Here is a 21,852-nt window from a genome sequence, read left to right as displayed (position 1 = left end):
TCGGGAAAATCAGGCCCGTACGAACGGGTTTTCACGCATTTCATCGCCAAGACGGGTATCTGGACCATGTCCGGCGACCACGGTGGCCTCTTCATCAAGGGTATACAGGCGCTGCTTGATCGAGCGCACGATGGTGGCCTGATCGCCGCCCCACAGGTCGGTCCGCCCTACCCCGCGCCGAAACAAGGTGTCACCGGCAATCAGCAGCTTAGCCTCTGCAAACCAGAAGCTCATGGAACCCGGCGTATGCCCGGGCGTGTGCAACGCCACCCCGCAACCGCAGGCCAACTCTTCATCGTCCTCCAGCCAGCGGTCCGGCGACGGCACCGGGACGTAAGGCACGCGAAACATCTGGCATTGCATCTCCAGATTGTCCCAGAGGAACTGGTCTTCCTTGTGCAGGTGCAGGGTGGCGCCGGTTTTTTCCTTCAATTGGCCCGAGGCCAGGAAGTGATCCAGATGCGCGTGGGTATGAATGATGCTCACCAGCTTCAGGCCCTGGGCCTCGAGACGCGCCAGAATCAACTCATGATTGCCACCCGGGTCGACGACGATGGCCTTTTTGGTGATCGGATCGCCAATGATCGTGCAGTTGCACTGCAACGGGCCGACGGGGAAGGTTTCGCGGATCAGCGCGGGTTTGGCAGCGTCCATGAGTGTTCCTGGAGAGAGTTAATCGACTATTCTGGCACAGCCGCTGGGCGTCGCCGATGGCGCGAGCGTTACAAAATCATCGCAAGGAAGCCGCATTCATGACATTCAACTGGCACAGCGACACGCTGACCGTCACCACCCCCATCGACCTAACCTACAAGAACACCCAGAACGTGCGCCGCTTCATGCACGAGCACTGCGGCGCCGAGTTCAAGTTTGACCGCGACTTCATGGCTTGGATCCGCAGCGGAATCCCGGCCACCCTGGGCGATGTGGTCGATGAATACCGTCGGCGACAGACGGCAAAGTGCTGATCAGAACCCCAGTGGCAGGGTCTCCCGGCCTTCCAGCCCCAACAGATACTGCTTGGCTTCCAGCCCGCCGGCGAACCCGGTCAGGCTGCCCGATGCACCAATCACCCGGTGGCAGGGTGCGACGATCGACAGCGGGTTCTTGCCGTTGGCCGCGCCCACCGCGCGAACCGCCTTGGGGCTGCCGATTTGCTGGGCAATCTGACTGTAGCTGCGGGTTTCGCCGAAGGGGATGGTGAGCAAGGCCTGCCAGACTTTTTGCTGGAACTCGGTGCCGGCAAAATCCAGTGGCAGCTCGAAGCGGTCGCGCTCACCGACGAAATACTGCTTGAGCTGGCGCTCGGTTTCCTGCAGCAGCGGGTTGTGGATATCTTCCTGCAGCGGGCCGATGCGCACCCGATTGAGTTTTTCGTTTTCCCAGAGGATGGCGCACAGTTTGTCGCCCCGGGCGATCAGGGTCAGGGTGCCAACGGGCGAAGGTAGCCGCTTGAATACGTAGGACATGGGAGGCTCCTGGGTCAGAGAACGTATTCAGGGTAATTCGGGATTCAAACGCAAGAACTACGTTTCTTGCGTTTGAATTTGCCCCATCGATCAGTGCGCCTCCTCCAGCTCATCATGCAGCAGGCCGAAGATCTCGCGTTTCATCTCGATGAACGAGCGCTCCATGACCATATCCAGCGTGCGCGGGCGCTCGATGGGCACGTCGAGGATCTGCTTGATCCGCCCCGGGCGAGCGCCCATGACGTAGACCCGGTCGCCGAGCAGGATGGCTTCATCGATATCGTGGGTGACGAACAGTACGGTTTTTTTGCTGTTGCCCCAGACCCGCAACAGCAGTTGCTGCATTTGCAGGCGTGTCTGGCTGTCGAGGGCGCCGAAAGGTTCGTCCATCAACAGGATCTGCGGGTCGTTGGCCAGGGCGCGGGCGATGGCCACGCGCTGCATCATGCCGCCGGAGAGCTGCTTGGCGTAGTTGTCGGCGAAAGCGCTCAAGCCGACTTCGTTGACGTAGTAATCAACAATTTCCTTGCGCTTGGCGGCCGGCATCCCGCGCCGCTTGAGACCAAATTCAACGTTCTGCCGCACAGTCAGCCACGGAAACAGGGTGTAGCTCTGAAACACCATGCCGCGATCGGCACCGGGGCCCTCGACTTGCTGGCCGCCGACGTAGATCTCGCCTTCGGTGGGCTCCGCCAGGCCAGCGGTCAGGTACAGCAAGCTGGATTTGCCGCAGCCTGAAGGTCCGACCAATACCGCAAACTGCTGGTCCGGCACCTCGAACGAGACCTTTTCCAGCGCGCTGAAAACGCCGCCATCAGGTTTCTGATAACGCAGGCTGACCTTGTCGACCTGCAGGCGCGGGGCGGCGCTGATGGCAGCCGCTCGGGGAGTATCAAAACGGTGAGTGGCAGCGCTTACTGAGCCCATGCGGCGATCCTCAGGCGAAGGAAACGGAACAGTTGGTCGGTGATCAGGCCCAGCAGGCCGATGATCGCGATGGCGAGGAAAATCACGTCAACCTGGAAGCCACGCATGGCCTTGAGGCTCAGGTAACCCAGGCCGCTGGAGGCGGCCACCAGTTCGGCGACCACCAGGTAGGTCCAGGCCCAGCCCATGGTCACGCGTAAGGTGTCGAGTACGCCGGGCAAGGACGCCGGGGCGATCACATGCAGCACCGCATCACGCCGGCTGGAACCGAGGGTGTAGGACGCGTTGATCAGATCCTTGGAAATGCCCTTGGAGACGTCGGCAATCATCACCAGTTGCTGAAAGAACACGCCGAAGATAATCACCGACACCCGCTGCTCCAGACCGATGCCGATCCACAGGATGAACAACGGCACGAACGAGGTGACCGGCAGGTAGCGGATGAAGTTGACCATCGGCTCGAGGAACGCCTGAACGATACGGAAGCTGCCCATCAGCAGGCCCAGCGGCACTGCCACCAGCGACGACACGATGAAACCCACCATCACCACTTCCAGGCTCGCCCACACATGCTGGCCGAGGGTGCCATCGCGGCTCAGTCGCCCAGCCGCTTCCACCACCGCACCCGGGGTCGGCAGGAACATCCCCGGCACCACGCCGCCGTACGACAACCCCGCCCACAGGCCCACCAACAGCACCCAGGCCAGGCCACTGGCGCTCCAGATGACCTTGACCGGCAAAGCCGTCTTGGGCGTGACACAGCGGCTCAACCATGAATTGCGCTTGAACATGACAGTCTCCTAGAGCGGGCTGACGAAGCGGTTGTCGACCAGTTCGTCGTGGCTGACGTTGTAGGGTTTGCCTTGCAGTTCGCTGGCGGTTTCGTTGGCCAGCTTGATCAGCGCGGCGCTGTCACCCGGTTTGCCCGGGGAGCCGAGGAGTTTTTCGCTCATGGCCTGGTCGTAGAAGCGCACGCCTTTGGCCGCGGCCGCCAGTTCCTTCGGATCGGAGAGATAGCCACCGACACCCTTGGCCATGATCTCGTAGGCTTTTTCCGGATGATCCTGGGTGTACTTCACGGCCTTGTACAAGCCCGAGACCAGCGCCTTGACGTCGTCCGGTTGTTTCTCGATGACGTCGCAGTTAAGCGCCACCACGTCGACGATCACCCCCGGCGTGGTGCTGCTGTCGATCAGCACTTTGCCTTGCTGCTTGTCACGGACCATCGACAGGTGCGGCTCCCAGGTCACCGCGGCCGGCACGCGCCCGGCGATGAAGGCGGTGGCGGCATCGTCGGCGGTCATATTCTGCACGGTGATGTCACTCATGCTCATGCCGTTCTTTTTCAGCAGGTAGGACAGCCAGAACTGCGAGGTCGACCCCTCGTTCACCGCCACGGCCTTGCCCTTGAGTTCCTGCAGGCTCTTGACCTCCTTGCCGACCAGCACACCGTCGCCACCGTGGCTGTCATCCAGGGCCGCCACGGCCTTGAAGCAGAACTGCGGACGGTATTTCAGCACTTCGTCGATGGTCGACGCCGAACCGGACAGTTGACCCGATGCCTGGGCGGCCATGTACATCGCCGCTTCTTCCACCACCGGCAGTTCGACCGTCAGGCCGTTTTCCTTGAAGTAACCCAGGTCCTGGGCCAGATACAAGGTGCCGTAGCCGACCCAGGTGGTGTGGCCGATGGACAGTGTCCCGGCCTGGGCGCTGCTGGCGGCTGTGGCGGCGATAGCGGTGACCGCCAGCGGATGGGCAAAACGCGTTAGCAAGGACTTGATCATGGAGCACTCCCACAGCTGTTGATTTGATTGTGTGTTGCGGGGCAGTACGGCCAGCGGCCTCGAACAGGTGGTGCAGGCGGTCTCTGACTGGACCTTGAAGGGTCAGCGTTGGGCTGACTGGCCAGACGAATGTTGGCCCATGGGCGCGGTGAGGAAAATGAGGAAATATGTGGATGCGAATGAGCAAAAAACTCGCTAGAGCGCCCTGAAAATGGGCGCACTGGGCAGGGTTGCCCGGGCTGGGGGCACGGCCCGGAAAATGACTGGAACTGGCAAAAAGCAATAGCGGCGGTGCGACGACTCGACAAGCCCGCTCCCACAGGTCAGGTGTCGAGCCCAAAACTTGCAGTCGACACCGATTCAACTGTAGAAGCGGGCTTGTCGAAACGTCGTACCGCCGCGATTAGCCTTCAAGACCTTGCTAAAAAATCAAAGCCGACCAAATTCCCGCGCCGTGCGATCCACCGCCTTCAAGGTCTTGCCTATCAGCTCATCAACTTCCTCACGACTGGCAATCAACGCCGGCGCCATGATCATCCGGCCCAGCGTCGAGCGAATAATCACCCCCTCCTCAAAGCCGATCGTGCGGCAGCGCCAGGCGATGTCGTTTTCATTGGCAAAGCGCTTGCGCGTGTCCCGATCCTCGGCCAGTTGCAGTGCCGCGACCATGCCCGTGCCCTGGATATCGCCCACCAGCGGGTGCTGGCCGAACACCTCGCGCAGGCATTGCTGCAGGTAAGGCCCGATATCGTCCTTGACCCGACTGACCACCCCTTCGTCGCGCAGCGCCTTGAGGTTGGCAATGGCCACGGCGGCCGCCACCGGATGCCCGGAGTACGTCAGGCCGTGGGCAAAGACACCGCCCTGCTCCACCAGCACCTGAGCCATTTTTTTCGACAGCACCAAGCCGCCCATGGGGATATAGCCAGAGGTCAAGCCCTTGGCGATGGACAGGGTGTCCGGCTCGAAACCGAAGTACTCGTGGGCAAACCATTCACCGGTACGCCCGAAGCCGCCAATCACTTCATCGGCGCACAACAGCACGTCGTATTGGCGGCAGATACGCTGAATCTCCGGCCAATAACTCGCCGGCGGGAAGATCATGCCTCCCGCGCCCTGGAAGGGTTCGGCGATAAAGCCGGCGACTTTGTCCGCACCCAGCTCGATGATTTTTTCCTCCAGTTGTCGCGCCGCCCGCAGACCAAATTCCTCTGGCGTGAGGTCGCCTTCGTGGGCGAAGAAATAAGGTTCGTCGATGTGCGCGATGTCCGGGATCATCCCGCCCATTTCGTGCATGAACTTCATGCCGCCCAGCGCCGTGGCGGCCAGGGTCGAGCCGTGATAACCGTTCCAGCGCCCGATCATCACCTTCTTCTCGGGCTTGCCCAGCACTTGCCAGTAACGGCGCACGGTGCGGATCAGCACTTCGTTGGCCTCGGAGCCGGAGTTGGTGTAGATCGCGTGGCTGTAGTGCCCCGGCAGCAGGCTGAACAGCAGTTCAGACAGCTCGATCACCTGCGGGTGGGTGGTGTGGAAAAACATGTTGTAGTAGGGCAACTGCTCCAGTTGCTGGCTGGCGGCAGCGGCCAGGTCCTTGCGCCCGTAGCCAAGGTTGGTGCACCACAGCCCCGACATGCCGTCCAGGTAACGCCGACCATCGTTGTCCCACAGGTACAGGCGTTCGCCACGGACCATCACGCGCGGCCCTTCGTCGTTGAGGGCTTTCTGATCGACAAAGGCGTGGATGTGGTGTGCAGCATCGGCGGCCTGGTAGTCGCGGGTTTCACGTGGGGTGGTCATCGCCAGTTCTCCGTTGTGGTGATCAGCGCAGTTGAAACCAGGTGGTTTTCAACTGGGTGTATTTATCGAATGAGTGCAGCGACAGGTCGCGACCGAAGCCGGATTGCTTGCCGCCGCCGAACGGCACGGTCACATCGAGGGCATCGACGCTGTTGACCGAAACGGTGCCGGCACGCAATTGCCGCGCCACGCGGTGCGCGCGGTTGAGGTCGTCAGTCCACAGCGATGCGGCAAGGCCGTAGACGCTGTCGTTGGCCAATCGCAGGGCGTGGGCTTCGTCGTCGAACGCCGTGACCGCCAGCACCGGACCAAAGACTTCATCGCGAAACAGCGGCATGTCAGGACTGACGCCGGTGAAAATCGTCGGCTGGATAAAGTTGTCGCAACCCTTGAAACTGACCTGCTCACCGCCAAACACACGTCGGGCGCCCTGGCGTTGAGCCTGATCGATAAAGCCCAGGATGCGCCGGGTTTGCCGACTGTCGACGATGGCTCCAGCCGGACTGCATGGGTCGAGTGGATCGCCGGGCTGCCAGCGCGCAGCCTGCACTTTCAGGCGTTCGACGAATTCATCGTGGATCGAGCGCTGCACCAGCAAGCGCGAGTTGGCCGAGCAGACTTCGCCCTGATTGAAGAAGATCCCGAACGCGGCTTTCTGCGCGGCCAGGTCCAGGTCCTGGCAATCGGCGAACACCAGGTTCGCGCTCTTGCCGCCACACTCCAGCCACACCTGCTTGAGGTTGGACTGCGCCGAGTACTGCATAAAGTACTTGCCGACTTCGGTGGAGCCGGTGAACACCAGGCAATCGATATCCGGATGCAGGCCCAGCGCCTTGCCAGCCTGTTCGCCAAGGCCCGGCAGCACGTTGAGCACGCCCGGTGGTATACCTGCCTCCAGCGCCAGCTCACCCAGGCGCAGAGCGGAAAACGGCGACTGCTCGGCGGGCTTGAGGATCACCGAGTTGCCCGCGGCCAGAGCCGGTGCCAGTTTCCAGGCCGCCATGTCCAACGGAAAATTCCACGGCACCACGGCAGCGACCACGCCCAGGGCTTCGCGGGTGATGGTTGCCAGCACGTTGTTGGCGCTGGGGGCTACCTGGTCATACAGCTTGTCGAGACTTTCCGCGTACCAGCGAAACACCCCGGCGGCGCCTGGTACGTCGATGTTGTAGGCGTCCATCACCGGCTTGCCCATGTTCAGCGAGTCGAGCAGCGCCAGCTCTTCGCGATGGGCCATAAGCAGATCGGCCAGGCGCAGCAAGACTTGCTTGCGCTCGCCAGGAGAACGCTGCGCCCAGACACCCGCATCAAATGCCTGACGGGCACTGCGCACGGCCGCATCGACGTCCTCACTGCCGCAGGCCGAAACCTCGGCCAGCACACCGCCGGTGGCCGGATTGATCGCGGTAAAGGTCTGCCCGGACAGCGCCGTACGCCATTGCCCGCCGATCAAAGCCTGGGTAGGAAACTGCAACTCAGCCGCCTGGCCTTGCCAATATTCAAGCTCGAACACGTTCGGATGCTCCATGGGCTTCTTGTGTAGTGGATAGTGACCCAGGCGGCTGCGGCGCAAAAATAGTAAAAATGTCTTCGCAGGCGATGAAAAAACTGTGCAGCCATTCTCCCCACCCGAGCGCGAGGTGGTTATTGTTCAGGCACGACAAAAGCACCGCCACGCGGATCGGGGCGGTGCGTAAATTGCTTGGTTTCAGGGATCGAGAGTTACGCTGAGTCCATCATCCCGAGGTCTGCTGTGGCTGCCTACAATCTGCGTCAACTGAAGTACTTCATCACCACCGTCGAATGCGGCAGCGTCGCCGAGGCGTCGCGCAAGTTGTATATCGCCCAGCCGTCGATCTCCACCGCGATCAAAGGCCTGGAGGACAGTTTCGGCGTGCAATTGCTGATCCGCCACCACGCTCAGGGCGTGTCCCTGACACCCAGCGGCGCGCGCTTTTTTCGCAAGGCCCAGGAACTGCTGCGCATGGCCCGGGAGTTCGAACAGAACGCCCTGGCCGACAACGACGTGGTGTCCGGACAGATCGACATTGGCTGCTTTGAAACGGTCGCGCCGTTGTACTTGCCACAACTGATGGCCGGGTTCTCGGCCTTGTATCCGGGCGTGGAAATTCGCATCCGCGATGGCGAGCAACAGGAGTTGGTGCAGGGGCTGACGTCGGGAGCGTTTGACTTGGCGATCCTCTATGAACACGACCTCGATGGCACTATCCAGACCGAACCGCTGATGCCGGCGCAGCGACCCTATGCGTTGCTGCCTGCCGATCACCGCTTTGCCCAACAAGCGCAGGTCTCGCTGCGCGACCTGTGCCTGGAGCCGATGATTCTGCTGGACGTGCAACCGAGCCGCACCTACTTCGTCAGCCTGTTCGACGAGCTGGGACTGACCCCGAATATCGCCTTCAGCTCACCCTCGATCGAGATGGTACGGGGCATGGTCGGCCAAGGTTTCGGCTTTTCGATTTTGGTCACCCGCCCCCACTCCGAATGCACCTACGACGGGCAAAAAGTGGTGTGCGTGGACATCGTTGAAGAGGTGACCGGCTCCGGCCTAGTGGCGGCTTGGCTGAAGCGCGGACAGTTGACTAAACCGGCGCAACTGTTCGCCGACTACTGCCGCGAGCATCTGACCGCCAAGGCCAGGCGGCCAGTACCGGCTGACTAAACCAACAAGCCCAGCTCCTTGGCCCGGGCCACTGCCTGGGTGCGACGCTCAACGCCCAGCTTGCTGTTGATATGGCTGGCGTGGGTTTTTACTGTGTGTAGCGAAATGAACAGCTGGTCGCTGATTTCCTGGTTGGAACAGCCACGCGCGATCAGTTGCAGTACCGCCCGCTCCCGTGCGCTGAGGGTTTCGTTGCCCGCTGCCGACTCGATGGCACGACTCGCGCCCGCCGGCAGACGCTCCATCAGACTCTGCCGCAGTGCAGCATTGGGGCAGTGCGCCAACTGCTCGCGCAGCCAGTCCGGGCGCTCGCGCAGCAACCATTCGAATGGCTGTAACACGCCGCCATTGGCTGCCTCGAAGGCTTGGGCCAAAGCTTGGCGCGCCTCGGCTTCGCGAGCCGTGCCGAGCAGCAGCGAGACCTTCTGATTCAAGGCCATGACGCTGAGCATCTGCCGCCCGCTGTTCTGCCCCAACTCGTGCAAGACATTGAGGCGCCCCTCCGCAAGCATCGGCTGGCCCTGGATGACATCCAGCAAGGCTTGCTGCAATTCAATGTGCAGGGCCATCTGAGGATGAAATTCCGGCGGCGAAGCCGGCTGCTCACCGTTGTAAGTCTGTCCGAGCCGGGACAACCAGGCACCCGCCAGGTCGGTGCGCCCCTGGGCCAGCCACAGCTCGCATTTGATCAGCGTAATCATCGCCAGGTAGTAGATCGGCGGGACATCCCAGATATGCATCAGGCGCTCGGCTTCCGCCAGTTCGGCAAAGGCCCTGGCGAACTCGCCCCTGCTGCCTTCGTAGCGGGCGATCACGCTGTGGCCGATCAACACGCTGATGTCGCGGCAGGCCCGGGCTTCCAGCAGGCCAGCCTGCAGGCGTACCAGCCCGAGTTCCGGTTGCAGGCGCAGGACCAGCAGGAAACCCTCGTACAGGGTCAGACGGGCACGCACCGCATACAGCCGCTGTGGCGACAAGCCCTGCAAGCGCTGCTGGCCCTGGCGTACTTCATCGAGAGCGCGAAGAATTTCCCCACGCGCCTGTAGCACCCGGGCCCGATCGTAATGGGCCAGCGCTTCGAACAGCGGGTTGCCGACGCGCTGGGCGAGTTCCAGGGATTCCCGGTTCAAGCCTCGCGCGCGCCACAGGTCGGCATCGGCAATGGCCAGGTTGGACAAGGTCGACAGGCACATCAGGCGCTGGCCATAACGTTTGTGCGGCAGGCTTTCGAGAGCTTCGCTGCAGTACCGCAGGGTCTGCTCACGCTGGCCGCGCCCGCGGGCGATGATCCCACTCAACGCCAGCCACTGCGCGAGCATGGATTTCTGCGCCGTGGCCGAGGGCGCCGGCAGGAAGCGGCTCAAATGGCTGGCCAACTCTTCGGCGGCGTCCAGTTGACAGGCCAGCCCCAGGGCCCAGCTGTACAGCACGATCAGGCGCGGCGTGCTGACCAGCAGGCTGTCGGGCAAGTCCATTTTCCAGCGCAGCAGCATGCCGACGTTCTGTTCGGCCAGCAGTTGTTCTTCCGACAGGTTTTGTACCAGATTCGCCGCCACGTCCAGGTGGCCAGCACGCAGCGCCTGCTCCACCGCCTCGTCGAGCAGGCCCTGGGCATTGAACCAGCGGCAGGCACGCAAATGCAGGGTCGCGGCCGGCACTATGGCATTGGCCGGTGGCCGGCTGCGCAGCAGATCGGAAAACAAATGGTGATAACGGTACCAATGCCCCTGTTCGTCGAGGGGCACCAGAAACACCTGGTGGGACAACAGGAAGCGCAGGATTTCGCCACTGTCATGGGCTTCACGCACGGCGTCGCACAGCTCGCTGCAAAAACGTTCCTGGGGCGCGGTGTCGTAGAGAAAGGCCTGCACCTCGGCGGGCAGGCAATCGATGACTTCCTCCAGCAGGTAGTCGCGGATCAGCCCTTCGCCGCCATGCAGCGGTGGTGGCAACAGTGCACTGCTGCCCGCCTCGGAGGCGGCCAGCAGCCAGAACCGCAGGCCTGCGACCCAACCCTCGCTACGCTGAATCAGATTCTCCAGCGCCTCGCCACGCAATGAGCTGCTGTGCCGGTCAAGCAAGGCCAGGGATTCGTCATGGGTCAACCGCAGGTCCTGCTCATGCAGTTCGAGCAATTGCCGTGACAGGCGCAAGCGTGCCAGATGCCAGTCCGGACGCTGGCGACTGGTCACCAACACCAGCAAGCCGTCCGGCAAATGATTGAGGAAAAACTGCAGGCAACGGTCCAACACCGGCCCCTGAGCCAGATGGTAGTCATCCAGTACCAGCAGTAACGGCTCGCTGGGAGACAGATGCACGGCCAACTCGTCGAGCAGCCCGTCGAGCCATTCTTCAAAGGCGAAAGGTTGGTGCCGCTGGCGCATCTTCAGCAGGCCAAGGGCCTGGCTGCCAAGGTCGGGAAAATAGTGTTGCAGGCCTTCGAGCAGCCGTTCGAGAAACCGCCCGGGATCGCTATCCCGTGAGCTGAGCCCCAGCCACAGGCTTTGCCAATGGGGCGCCAGGCTCTGGCAAAACTCCACTGCCAACGAGCTTTTACCGAATCCGGCCGGCGCACTGACCAGCAGTAATCGCCCCTGCAAGCCAGCACTCAGCCGCTCGCACAGGCGCGGCCGCACGACATGGCCATCGGGCAATGGCGGACGATAAAAACGTCCCTCCAACACTGGCACCGCAGCGTTAGGAGAGTTCTGGATTCGGAACAGGTCAGTCATAGCCAACTCTTTTTGGAGTGCTGTTGTCGGCATTGCAGATGTCCGCAGACTAGCGGTAAAGCGGAAGGGTTTGAAGGCAATTGCTACAAATGGCTACAAAAAGTACACAGGAATACCGCACAAGAGGCATCTCGTTGTCATATGGCCCGCTGAATGTAACGCTTGGGTATTGCAGGAAAATGGCGACGGTTTCCCAAGCACAAAAAAAACGCCCCGAACCAGTCGGGGCGTTTTTCGAGGATGCGGCCTCTGTTACAGCGGGTTAGCGAATACCATCCTGGCGTAGCGCAGCCGGGGTGAAATCGCTGGTGGTGGCGGTGAAGCCGAAGTCATAGGCCTGCTTCTCTTCGTTCTTCATGCCCAGCGCCAGGTAGCGGCCGGACTGCAGGTCGTAGAGGGTTTCCAGGGCGTACCACGGCACTTGCTTGTCGTAGTAGTTTTCGGCGTGCGCTTCAGCCACGCGCCACAGTTGACCACGACCGTCGTAGTGATCGATCACTGCCGCTTGCCAGGTGTCTTCGTCGATGTAGAAGTCACGCTTGGCGTAGATGTGGCGCTGGCCTTCCTTCAAGGTCGCGACCACATGCCACACGCGGCGCAGCTCGTAGCGAGCCAGGTCTTGGTTGATGTGGCCGGCCTTGATGATGTCGGCGTATTTGAGCTTCGGATCGTCGAGCTTGTAGGCGTCGGAGGCGATGTACATCTCTTTCTTGCCTTCAAGCTTCCAGTCGTAGCGATCCGGCGCACCGTTGTACATGTCAAGGTTGTCGGAAGTCCGCAGGCCGTCCGCGGCAGTACCTGGGCCGTCATAGGACACTTGTGGTGCACGTCGCACACGACGCTGACCGGCGTTGTAGACCCACGCCAGACGCGGCTCCTTGACCTGATCGAGCGTCTCGTGCACCAGCAGCACACCACCGGCCAGACGCGCTGGCGCGGTGACTTTCTGCTTGAAGTAAAAGAGGATGTTGCCCGGATTTTTCGGGTCGTAATCCTTCATCTTGTCACGGAACACGAACTGGTCCTGGAAGTACACCAGGCTGTACGAGCCGTTGGCCTGCGGCGTGGCCTGGGTTACCAGGCGGGTCACGCTGCCACCACGGTAGCGGGTGATGTGGTTCCAGATGACTTCGACACCGCTTTTCGGAATCGGGAACGGCACGGCCGTTTCGAAGTTTTCCAGGCCGTTGCCGCCGGAGACCAGATTGGTGTTGGTGGCGTTTCTCTTGATTGCCGCGAACACATCATCCGGCACGGTGGCACCACGATGAGAGGTGTACACCGGCATTTTGAAGGTATCGGGGTATCGCTTGAACATCGCGTACTGACCCGGCGCCAACTTGTCCTTGTACTTGTCGACGTTCTGCGCGGTGATGGTGAACAGCGGTTGCTCGCTGGCATAAGGGTTGGACAGGAAACCACGGCTGTCCACGCTGCCGGCATTCTTCGGCAGCGGCTTCCAGCTCGGGATCGAGCCGTCGGCATTGCCGGCCATTTCCGCCCCCATGGGTGTCAGGCTCTTGCCCAGCTTGTCGGCTTCGGCAGCCGGTACGGCGGCGATCACGCTGGTCGCCAGCAATGACAGCCCCAGGCCCGCGACGTACATCAGATTCTTGGCTATTTTCATTTCGTGTTCGTCCTGAAGAAGCAGTGCTTAGAAGTTCACGCCGACGCTGAGCGCGACGAAGTCACGGTCATCCACGGTGGTGTACTTGCCGTCGAAGAAGTTGGTGTAGGCCAGGCTGGCGGTGTAGGTGTTCTGGTATTCGGCATCCAGGCCCAGGCTGATGGCTTTACGGCCTTCCTCGAAGTTGCCGCCAGGACCCGGCGAGTAGCCGCTGACGTCGTGGGACCAGGCCACGTTCGGCTTGAGGTTGACCCCGGCGAACACGTCGTTGTAGTCCCAGATCGCACGGCCACGGTAGCCCCAGGAAGTCGGGGTGGTGAAACCTTCGTCGTCGCAATTGCGTGTGGCGTTGTTGGTCGCAGCACCCGGACCTGCACCGGCGATGGTTCGGCCGTTGAGGAATTCGCAGCTACCGCCAGGCAACTCGCCCGGACCGTAGACCGGATCGCGGCCATAACGCACGTCCGATGTACTTTCCAGCCCGCCTACGTGGGTCACGCCGACTTCACCCACCAGGGTCAGGCGGCTGGCGCCCATGACCTGATCGAAGAAGTGCGTCAGGGTGGTCTGGAACTGGGTCACTTCCTTGCGGCGATAGCCGTGCAAGTCGGTACCCGGCGCCGCCGACAGCAAGGAAGCGTTGGCCAGGGCACCGCCCAGAGGCCGCACGCCGGCGAACAGGATGTCGGTGGAGTTCAGTTGCACCGGCGCGTTCGGACGGTAGCTGATCTCACCCTGCCACGCCGTGCCGGTAGGCAGGGTGGTGGAGAAGCTCAGGCCATACAGGCGGATGTCTTCCGGGTATTCGACGAAGTATTGCGAGTTACCCGCCACCAACAGCGGCGCGAGTGCCGCGAATGGCCCCGGCAAGGCACCTGCGGTGTTGTAGATCGATTGCGAGGCACCGGTGGCGCTGAAGATGGGTGCCCGGCTGTGGTAGTTCATGAAGTAAGCACCGAACTCGGTGTCCAGCGGGTCGAACATGTACTTGAAGGAGGCGCCCCACTGGCCACTGTCCCGTGCATCGCGGTCCGGACCGCGACGTACGAGCACACCTTCCTCGTTGACGTCGACACCCAGTGCAGCTGCCGGGCCCAGGGCTGCAGCCGGCAAGGTCGAGCGCTTGTTCAATACGCGCAGGTTGTTGTCGCAACCGTCGGCAATAATGTCTGGCTGGGAGAAAAAGGTGCCGCAGTTGTCGACGACCGTCTGGTCCCACTCAAGTTGGTAGAAGGCTTCGGCCGACAGGTTTTCGGTCAGGCTCTGGGACACGTAGAACATGTTGACCGGGATCAGGCCTTCCTTGATCTCGGCGCCTGGACGACGAAACGCTGACACGTCGATCGGGTTGATCGAGTTGATGCCACCGCCGATGAAGGTACTTTCACCCCAGCTGACGACTTGTTTACCCAGGCGCACGGAGCCTGGCTGATCGGCAATCGCGTAGTTGTGGTAAATAAAGGCGTCGAGAATTTGCCCACCGGAGGACTTGGCGCCTTCCTTGCGGTTGTCGTTGCTGACGTTCTTGAACTCCAGGTCTTCGTTTTGCAGCGCGAAGTCGTACCAGTATTTGCCCCGGACGAATACGCCGGTGTCACCGTATTTCAGTTCGAGGTCATGGATGCCTTTGAAGATCTTCGAGAACGCTTGTCCGCTCTTGAAGTTCAGGTGGCCGTCGTCAGAGGTCTGGGACAGACCGTGCCCACCGTTGTTGACGCCGATGAGGTTCTTGTTCGGTGACTGGGTCGACACACTCATGCCCAACGAGAGGGATGAGTCGAACTGACCTTCGATTTCACCAACGTTGAAACTGACGCCGAATGCGGGCCCGGCGAGCGTAGAGGCGAGACTGACCGCCAGGGGCAATTTCGCCCGGCGCCAGAACTGGTTTACTGATGTCATCGACGCTACTCCATGTGCTTTTATTGTTATGGCAGTGAGCACTTTTAAAAACGCTCTGGAAGACGGAGAGCCATGCGCTCGCGAAGTCATCCAAAGTTGCATCGCCCCTGTTCGTGCGTGCGCCACGTTCCTAAAAATCCTTGAACGGACTATATCCAGCAGGTTGTACTGCTTGATCCCTCTAAAGTGTGATTTGCAGTCCTCGACCACTCTGGAACGGTCCTTTCGCCAGTCCGGCAGATGCCGGCTCGGCAAGGATGGCTGAAAATTCCGATTTGACAAGCCAAGCGCTTGCTTGGTGGGCGTGCCGTGCCCTTTTGGACACGGCACGGGAGAGTTAAAGCGTCGAAAGGAAGGTGCTGTTGTTGGCCTGCCATTCGCTGATGTCGAGGCGAATGCGCTTCTTGTCGAGCTTGCCGACACTGGTCTTGGGAATTTCAGTAACAAGCGCGATCTGACTCGGGATCGCCCACTTGCTCAGGTGGCCCAGCTCGACAAATGGCTTGAGGTGTTCCTTGAGTTCCTTGGCCCCAATCTCATGGCCTTCGCGGATCACCAGCAAGGCAAACGGGCGTTCTCCCCATTGCGGATCGGGGATGCCCACCACTGCTACTTCACGTACCGCAAGGTGACGACTGATCAGGTCTTCGAGGTCCAGCGACGAGACCCATTCGCCACCGGTCTTGATCACATCCTTGATCCGGTCACGGATGTCGATCACGCCCATGCTGTCGAGCGTCGCCACATCGCCGGTATGCAGCCAGCCGCCGGCCCACAGCTCGGCGCCCTTCTGCGGTTCGTTGAAATAACCTTCGGTAAGCCACGGCGCGCGGAGTACCAGTTCACCCTGAGATTCGCCATCGGCGGGCAGGAAGTTACCTTCGGCGTCAACGATCGCCGCTTCCACCAATGGCCCCGGAACCCCGGCCTTGATCCGGTACGTTGTGCGTTCATCCTCGGTGCCGGCCATCAGCTCATCGTTGAGGTGAGCGCAGGACACCAGCGGCCCGGTTTCCGACATGCCATAGGCGGCGGTCAACTGGATGCCCTTGGCCTTCGCCGCTTCGTACAGCGCACGGTTCAGCGCGCTGCCGCCAATGACGATTTTCCAGCCGGCGAAATCGGTGCCCTGCGCACCTTTGGCGTTGAGCAGCATTTGCAGGATGGTCGGCACGCAGTGGGAGAAGCTGACCTTTTCCTTGCGCCACAACTCCACCAGGAATTCCGGATCGTAGCGCCCCGGGTAGACCTGCTTGAGCCCGAGCATGGTCGCCACGTACGGTAAGCCCCAGGCATGGACGTGAAACATCGGAGTGATCGGCATGTAGACGTCGTTGGTGCCGAGCAGACGCACACTGTCGATGCTGCCCATGATCGTCGACACGCCCATGGTGTGCAGCACCAGTTGCCGGTGAGTGAAGTACACACCCTTGGGATTGCCGGTGGTGCCGGTGGTGTAGAACGTGGTCGCCACCGAGTTTTCGTCGAAGTCTTCGAACTGATAGTGCGGACTCGCGGCCGCCAGCAGTTGCTCGTACTCGCCCACCAGGTTCGGCAGGTCAGCGGTTTTTTCCGGCAGGTCAGTCAGCAGCAGGGTTTTCTCGACGGTGGTCAGGTGCCCGGCAATCGCCTGGTACAAGCCGACGAACTCACTGTTGACCAGCACAAAGCGGTCTTCAGCGTGGTTCATGGTGTAGAGAATCTGCTCGGGCGACAGACGTACGTTGATGGTGTGGATCACCGCGCCAATCATCGGGATCGCGAACATGCATTCCAGGTAGCGATGGCTGTCCCAGTCCATCACCGCCACGGTATCCCCGGCCTTGACCCCTGCCGCCGTCAGCACGTTGGCCAGCCGCGCGACTCGCTCGATCAGCGTTGGATAGCTGTAGCGCAACTGGTCACGGTAGACAATCTCGCGGGTTTTCTCGTAGCGGCTGCCGGACATGAGCAGGCGCTTGATCAACAGCGGGTATTGATACGCACCTTCAGCGGGTGGAATAACGCGAGTCTGCAACATAATGATCCCTTTAATCTGACTGCACGGTCGTGGCATAAAGACTGCACTTTAGTCAGCCTTGGCGGGCACCAAATCAGCCAAAGGAATGATTTGCAGAGCCAGGCAAATACTGGCTCCGAGCCAGCATTTGCCGGAAAAACTACAGCTATCAGGCTACTTGTCCTACAGCCGCTTCAGACGGAGTGCGTGGGAATACCAGCGCAGCGACGAAGGTCAGTGCCGCAAACCCGGCAAGGATCAGGTAAAGGCCGACAAAACCCTGTCGCGGTTCGACATACGCAATCAGAGGAATCGCCGTAGCACTGGCACCGAACGACAGGCAATAGCGCAAGGCGAAGACCCGCGATTGCCACTGTGGCGAAACGAAATTGGCAACCATCGCATCGTTTACCGTCACCTGCCCGAATACCACGAACATGAACGTGGCCCCCAGTGCGATCACTCCCCAGCCGTCGACGTAAGCGAGGCCCAACAGCAATGGCGCCTGGCACAGGGTCAGCAGGATAAATGGCCATTTCAGGCTGAAGCGATGCAGCACCCGACCGATACTCAACTGCGCCACGGCGCCGAAGGCATACGCCAGGCTCACCACCACACCGAGGGTTTGCGGCGAGGCGAACAGCGCGTGCAGGCGCTCCTCGAACAATTTGGGATAGGTCATGGTCGTGGCATTGAACACCACGCCACCGGTGGCCGTGGCCAGCGCCAGCACACTGAACACCATGAGCATGGAAATCCGCTGGCCCGAAGCGCCCTTGAGTGGAGCATGTGCGCGCACCGGGATCGGTTCCTCGCGGACCTGCAAGGCAAAACCGATGCCCAGCACGATGGAAACGACACCTGGCAGGATGAACGCCGAACGCCAGCCGAACTGCGCCACCAACAAACCGGTCACCAGCGCCGAGAATGCCACGCCGAGGTTACCCCACATGCCATTGATGCCGATCTCGCGGCCACGGTTTTGCGCGTACGCCACCAGCATCGCGGTGCCGACCGGGTGGTAAATCGCCGCAAATACCCCGGTCAGTGTCAAGCCCAGCACCAGCATCGCCGGCGTACTGCTCAAGCCGGTGAAGATTGCCGAGGCACCGATGCCGAAGAAAAACAGCAGCATCATCTGCCGTCGGCTCCAGCGGTCGCCGAGCCAGCCCGCCGGTAGCGAGCAAGCGCCAAAGGCGATAAAGCCGCCCAGGGACAGGCCAATCATCGCCGCGTAGTCCAGGGCAAACACCTGAGTCATGCCGAGCACGGCAGCGGGGAAAATCAGCATGAACATGTGATCGATCACATGAGCAGCATTGATGTAGCGGATGACATTTCGCGATTGATTCATGACGACACGCTATTCGTTGTGGTTGTGCCGTTATGCTAAGTTGGCAATAAATCGCATTCTTGCCATATAACTCATCGATTCAGACATGTTAGTCAGCCACTTCCTCCACGGACCGGTCAGCGCCTACCCACGCAACTATCAGGATGGCGCGCACCAGGTCCTGCACCAGCATCGCGAGGCGCAGTTTCTGTATGCGGTGTGCGGCACCATGCGCGTGGTCACCCGGCAAGGCGCCTGGGTGATTCCGCCGACCCGCGCGGTGTGGATTCCGCCCTGGGTCGAGCACGAGATTTTCATGTCAGGCGAGGTGCACATGCGCTCGCTGTTCATCGCACCCGAACTGTGCCCGGCCAACCTCGGGCAATGCTGCGTACTGGCGGTCACGCCGCTGCTGCGCGAACTGATTGTGCGCGCGGTACAGGGCCGCGCTCAGGCGGAAAACCCGTTGATTCAACAGTTGATGCTGGAAGAAATTGCCAACCTGGAAAACCTGCCGCTGCACATCCCGATGCCCGAAGACCGGCGCTTGCGCAGCATCTGCCTGGCGTTACTGGAAGCGCCAAACCATGCCCATACTCTGGAAGACTGGGCGCAACAGGTCGGCGCCAGCTCACGCACCCTGGCGCGACTGTTTCAGCAGCAATTGCAGATGAATTTCAACGCCTGGCGCCAACAACTGCGCCTGATGGAAGCCCTGCCCCGCCTACTCGCCGGGGAAAGCGTGCAGCAGGTGGCGCATGAGCTGGGATATGGCAGTGGCCGGGCGTTCAGCGCGATGTTCCGGCGATTGCTCGGCGACAATCCTCGGGAGTACCTCAACGCGCTGAATCAGCTCGGCAGTCTCAATGCATCTCGGTAAAGGCCAGTTTCACCCCGATCGCCACCAGCACCACGCCCATGGTGCGGTCGAACCAGTGGCCCATGCGCGCAAAGCCGGCGCGCACTCGCTGCTGGCTGAACAGCATCGCCACCAGGCAGAACCAGAACGCCGTGGCTGCGGCCAGGTAGACGCCATAGCCGGCCTGGATCGCCAATGGCGTATGCGGATTGATCACCACGGTAAACAGCGAGAGGAAAAACAGCGTCGCCTTGGGGTTCAGGCCGTTGGTCACGAAGCCCGAGGTAAAGGCGCCACGGGCAGTGCGCTCGCCGGCTTCCTTGTGCAGGTCATCGGTCGCCGGTTTTGCCGGTTGCGCACGCAGCGCCTTGAAGCCGATGTACAGCAAGTAGGCCGCCGCCAGCCACTTGAGGGCGTTGAACAGCACGATCGATTGCGAAACGATCAGACCGATCCCCAGCAGCGAATAACCGACATGCAGGAAGATCGCGCAACCTACCCCCAGGGCGGTCCAGGTGCCGGCGCGGCGACCGTGGGTCACCGCTTCGCGCACCACTACGGCAAAGTCCGGACCAGGACTGGCGACGGCCAGCAGGTGGATCAGGGCGACGGTCAAGAATTCTGTCCAGTACATGTAGGCTCCTTCAGGCCAAGCGTAACTATTTATTTCATCTGTTAGGCTCGGCAGATTACGCCTTCAGACCCATGCGCAAAAGGTACAGTTAATGACAAACAATCGCCGCGCGGTATTCCTCGACCATAACTCGCTGGACCTCGGTGACCTCGACCTCAGCGCTTTGCAGCAGTGCTTCAGCGAACTGCAACTGCGCTCCGTGACCACCGCGCAGAACATCATCGAACGACTGCAGGGCGCCGAAGTGGCGATCAGCAACAAGGTGCTGCTCAATGCCGAAACACTCAAGGCTTGCCCGGACCTGAAGCTGATCCTGATCGCCGCCACCGGCACCAACAACGTCGACCTCGCCGCTGCCCGCGCCCTGGGCATTACCGTGAGCAACTGCCAGGGGTACGGGACGCCCTCCGTGGCGCAACACACGCTGATGCTGCTGCTCAACCTGGCCACACGACTGAGCGACTATCAGAAAGCCGTTGGCGAAGGACGCTGGCAACAGGCCCAGCAGTTCTGCCTGCTCGACTACCCGATCATCGAATTGCAAGGCAAAACCCTCGGTCTGCTGGGTCATGGCGAGTTGGGCGGAGCCGTGGCGCGGCTGGCCGAAGCCTTTGGCATGCGGGTTATTTCGGGGCAGGTCCCCGGCCGCCCGGCACGCACTGAACGCATGCCGCTGGACGAACTGCTGCCGCAAGTCGACGCCCTGACCCTGCACTGTCCGCTCAACGAACATACCCGGCACTTTATCGGCGCACGGGAGCTGGCCTTGCTCAAGCCCGGCGCGCTGGTGGTCAACACCGCACGCGGCGGCTTGATCGATGAACAGGCCCTGGCCGATGCCTTGCGCAGTGGTCACCTCGGTGGCGCGGCGACCGATGTGCTGAGCGTCGAACCACCGACTGCCGGCAATCCGTTGCTGGCGAATGACATCCCGCGCTTGATCGTCACTCCGCACAACGCCTGGGGCAGCCGCGAAGCACGGCAGCGAATCGTCGGCCAGTTGACGGAAAACGCCCTTGGATTTTTCAGCGGTACAGCACTGCGGGTCGTCAATTGATAAACTGCCGCACTTTTTTTCAAGGAGCAGAGTATGGATCCGCGCAGTGAAGTACTGCTTCGCCAGGCCGAATTGTTTCAAGGCAACGTGCTGCTGGCCGGTTTGCCCGCCGACGACCTGTTTGGCAAATTGCCCGAGGCCCACGGCTGGTGCTGGCATGCCGGTGATCAGGCGGCGCTGGATACACGCTTCGCCGAACGCAGCCACTTCGGGGTCGAGGCACCAGCGCGCGGGTTCGACGCTGCGGTGTTGTTCCTGCCCAAGTCCAAGGACCTGACTGATTACATCCTCAACGCCCTCGCCTCGCGCCTGGCCGGTCGAGAACTGTTCCTGGTGGGAGAAAAGCGCAGCGGCATCGAAGGCGCCGCCAAGCAACTCAATCCCTTTGGCAAACCGCGCAAACTCGACAGCGCCCGGCACTGCCAATTGTGGCAAGTCACCGTGGCCAACGCGCCGGCGGCCAAAACCCTGGAAAGCCTGGCCCAGGAATACGAGTTGCCGTTGGCTGAGGGTCCGCTGAAAGTCATCAGTCTGCCCGGGGTATTCAGCCACGGTCGCCTGGATCGCGGCAGCGCCCTGCTGCTTGAACACCTGGATAAATTGCCCAGTGGTCACTTGCTGGACTTCGGCTGCGGCGCCGGCGTGCTGGGTGCAGCAGTCAAACGCCGCTACCCCCACAATACGGTGACCCTGCTTGATGTCGACGCATTTGCCGCTGCCAGCAGCCGCCTGACATTGGCCGCCAACGGCCTGGAAGCCGAGGTCCTGACGGGCGATGGCATCGACGCCGCGCCCATGGGATTGAACGCGATCCTGAGCAATCCACCGTTCCACGTCGGGGTGCATACCGACTACTTCGCCACTGAGAACTTGCTGCGAAAAGCGGCAAAACATCTGAAAAACGGCGGCGAACTGCGCTTGGTTGCCAACAGCTTCCTGAAGTATCAGCCACTGATCGAAGAGCACCTGGGGCCTTGCTCGATCAAGGCCGAGGGCCAGGGTTTTCGTATCTACCGGGCCAAGCGTGGTTGACACCCGGAATG

Annotated in this window: 18 protein-coding genes; 5 read left to right on the top strand and 13 right to left on the bottom strand. The window is 61.3% G+C overall.

The window, feature by feature from the left end; genetic code table 11:
• Nucleotides 1-9 precede the first annotated feature (9 nt).
• Complete coding sequence (locus NR126_RS05460; RefSeq protein ID WP_256829849.1) at nucleotides 10-654, bottom strand: MBL fold metallo-hydrolase; 645 nt, start codon at nucleotides 652-654, stop codon at nucleotides 10-12.
• A 98-nt stretch (nucleotides 655-752) separates the two neighbouring features.
• Between NR126_RS05460 and NR126_RS05455 the strand changes: the two genes are divergently transcribed.
• Nucleotides 753-968, top strand: a complete 216-nt coding sequence (locus NR126_RS05455; RefSeq protein WP_027619536.1) for a DUF6434 domain-containing protein — start codon at nucleotides 753-755, stop codon at nucleotides 966-968.
• Here NR126_RS05455 and NR126_RS05450 read toward each other — a convergent pair whose 3' ends face one another.
• From NR126_RS05450 to NR126_RS05425, 6 genes are all read right to left on the bottom strand, one after another.
• Nucleotides 969-1,469 carry a methylated-DNA--[protein]-cysteine S-methyltransferase gene (locus NR126_RS05450; protein ID WP_027619535.1) on the bottom strand — a complete coding sequence of 167 codons (501 nt, stop codon included), beginning with the start codon at nucleotides 1,467-1,469 and terminating at the stop codon, nucleotides 969-971.
• Between the two features lie 90 nt (nucleotides 1,470-1,559).
• Entirely contained in the window at nucleotides 1,560-2,396 is an 837-nt protein-coding gene (locus tag NR126_RS05445) for an ABC transporter ATP-binding protein (protein ID WP_027619534.1), read from the bottom strand.
• Nucleotides 2,384-3,187, bottom strand: a complete 804-nt coding sequence (locus NR126_RS05440; protein ID WP_256829848.1) for an ABC transporter permease — start codon at nucleotides 3,185-3,187, stop codon at nucleotides 2,384-2,386. Before NR126_RS05440 ends, NR126_RS05445 begins: the two co-directional genes overlap by 13 nt.
• A 9-nt stretch (nucleotides 3,188-3,196) precedes the next feature.
• Nucleotides 3,197-4,183 (bottom strand): ABC transporter substrate-binding protein, encoded by a 987-nt coding sequence (locus tag NR126_RS05435; RefSeq protein ID WP_105754799.1) that lies wholly within the window; start codon nucleotides 4,181-4,183, stop codon nucleotides 3,197-3,199.
• A 429-nt stretch (nucleotides 4,184-4,612) separates the two neighbouring features.
• On the bottom strand, nucleotides 4,613-5,983 hold the full coding sequence (locus NR126_RS05430; protein ID WP_027619531.1) for an aspartate aminotransferase family protein: 1,371 nt from the start codon (nucleotides 5,981-5,983) through the stop codon (nucleotides 4,613-4,615).
• A gap of 22 nt (nucleotides 5,984-6,005) precedes the next feature.
• Nucleotides 6,006-7,496, bottom strand: a complete 1,491-nt coding sequence (locus NR126_RS05425; protein WP_256829847.1) for an aldehyde dehydrogenase — start codon at nucleotides 7,494-7,496, stop codon at nucleotides 6,006-6,008.
• Nucleotides 7,497-7,736: 240 nt separating this feature from the next.
• On the opposite strand from NR126_RS05425, the gene NR126_RS05420 reads away from it, so the two are divergent.
• The gene (locus NR126_RS05420; protein ID WP_027619529.1) at nucleotides 7,737-8,666 is read left to right on the top strand and encodes a LysR family transcriptional regulator; all 930 of its coding nucleotides are present in this window, start codon (nucleotides 7,737-7,739) and stop codon (nucleotides 8,664-8,666) included.
• Here the strand turns inward: NR126_RS05420 and NR126_RS05415 are convergent.
• The 5 genes from NR126_RS05415 to NR126_RS05395 form a co-directional block, all read right to left on the bottom strand.
• Nucleotides 8,663-11,398, bottom strand: a complete 2,736-nt coding sequence (locus tag NR126_RS05415; RefSeq protein ID WP_256829846.1) for a LuxR C-terminal-related transcriptional regulator — start codon at nucleotides 11,396-11,398, stop codon at nucleotides 8,663-8,665. The genes NR126_RS05420 and NR126_RS05415 overlap by 4 nt on opposite strands.
• 262 nt (nucleotides 11,399-11,660) lie before the next feature.
• Nucleotides 11,661-13,025 (bottom strand): DUF1329 domain-containing protein, encoded by a 1,365-nt coding sequence (locus NR126_RS05410; protein WP_027619527.1) that lies wholly within the window; start codon nucleotides 13,023-13,025, stop codon nucleotides 11,661-11,663.
• Between the two features lie 27 nt (nucleotides 13,026-13,052).
• Complete coding sequence (locus NR126_RS05405) at nucleotides 13,053-14,927, bottom strand: DUF1302 domain-containing protein (protein WP_027619526.1); 1,875 nt, start codon at nucleotides 14,925-14,927, stop codon at nucleotides 13,053-13,055.
• 337 nt (nucleotides 14,928-15,264) lie between these two features.
• Nucleotides 15,265-16,947, bottom strand: a complete 1,683-nt coding sequence (locus NR126_RS05400) for a fatty acid--CoA ligase (RefSeq protein WP_027619525.1) — start codon at nucleotides 16,945-16,947, stop codon at nucleotides 15,265-15,267.
• 148 nt (nucleotides 16,948-17,095) lie between these two features.
• Nucleotides 17,096-18,280, bottom strand: a complete 1,185-nt coding sequence (locus NR126_RS05395) for an MFS transporter (protein ID WP_105754800.1) — start codon at nucleotides 18,278-18,280, stop codon at nucleotides 17,096-17,098.
• An 85-nt stretch (nucleotides 18,281-18,365) separates the two neighbouring features.
• Here NR126_RS05395 and NR126_RS05390 point away from each other — a divergent pair, with 85 nt between their 5' ends.
• Nucleotides 18,366-19,139, top strand: a complete 774-nt coding sequence (locus NR126_RS05390) for a helix-turn-helix domain-containing protein (RefSeq protein ID WP_105754801.1) — start codon at nucleotides 18,366-18,368, stop codon at nucleotides 19,137-19,139.
• On the opposite strand, the gene NR126_RS05385 is transcribed toward NR126_RS05390, so the two are convergent.
• Nucleotides 19,123-19,752 carry a LysE family translocator gene (locus tag NR126_RS05385; protein ID WP_027619522.1) on the bottom strand — a complete coding sequence of 210 codons (630 nt, stop codon included), beginning with the start codon at nucleotides 19,750-19,752 and terminating at the stop codon, nucleotides 19,123-19,125. The two genes, NR126_RS05390 and NR126_RS05385, sit on opposite strands and share 17 nt — an antisense overlap.
• A gap of 91 nt (nucleotides 19,753-19,843) precedes the next feature.
• Between NR126_RS05385 and NR126_RS05380 the strand changes: the two genes are divergently transcribed.
• Together NR126_RS05380 and NR126_RS05375 are read left to right on the top strand one after the other, a co-directional pair.
• Nucleotides 19,844-20,809, top strand: a complete 966-nt coding sequence (locus NR126_RS05380) for a 2-hydroxyacid dehydrogenase (protein ID WP_256829844.1) — start codon at nucleotides 19,844-19,846, stop codon at nucleotides 20,807-20,809.
• Between the two features lie 33 nt (nucleotides 20,810-20,842).
• The gene (locus NR126_RS05375; protein WP_027619520.1) at nucleotides 20,843-21,841 is read left to right on the top strand and encodes a class I SAM-dependent methyltransferase; all 999 of its coding nucleotides are present in this window, start codon (nucleotides 20,843-20,845) and stop codon (nucleotides 21,839-21,841) included.
• Nucleotides 21,842-21,852: the final 11 nt, after the last annotated feature.

The organism is Pseudomonas sp. Pse1, from assembly GCF_024519635.1.
Taxonomy (GTDB): Bacteria; Pseudomonadota; Gammaproteobacteria; order Pseudomonadales; family Pseudomonadaceae; genus Aquipseudomonas.
This window is presented reverse-complemented; position numbering and strand designations above follow the sequence as displayed.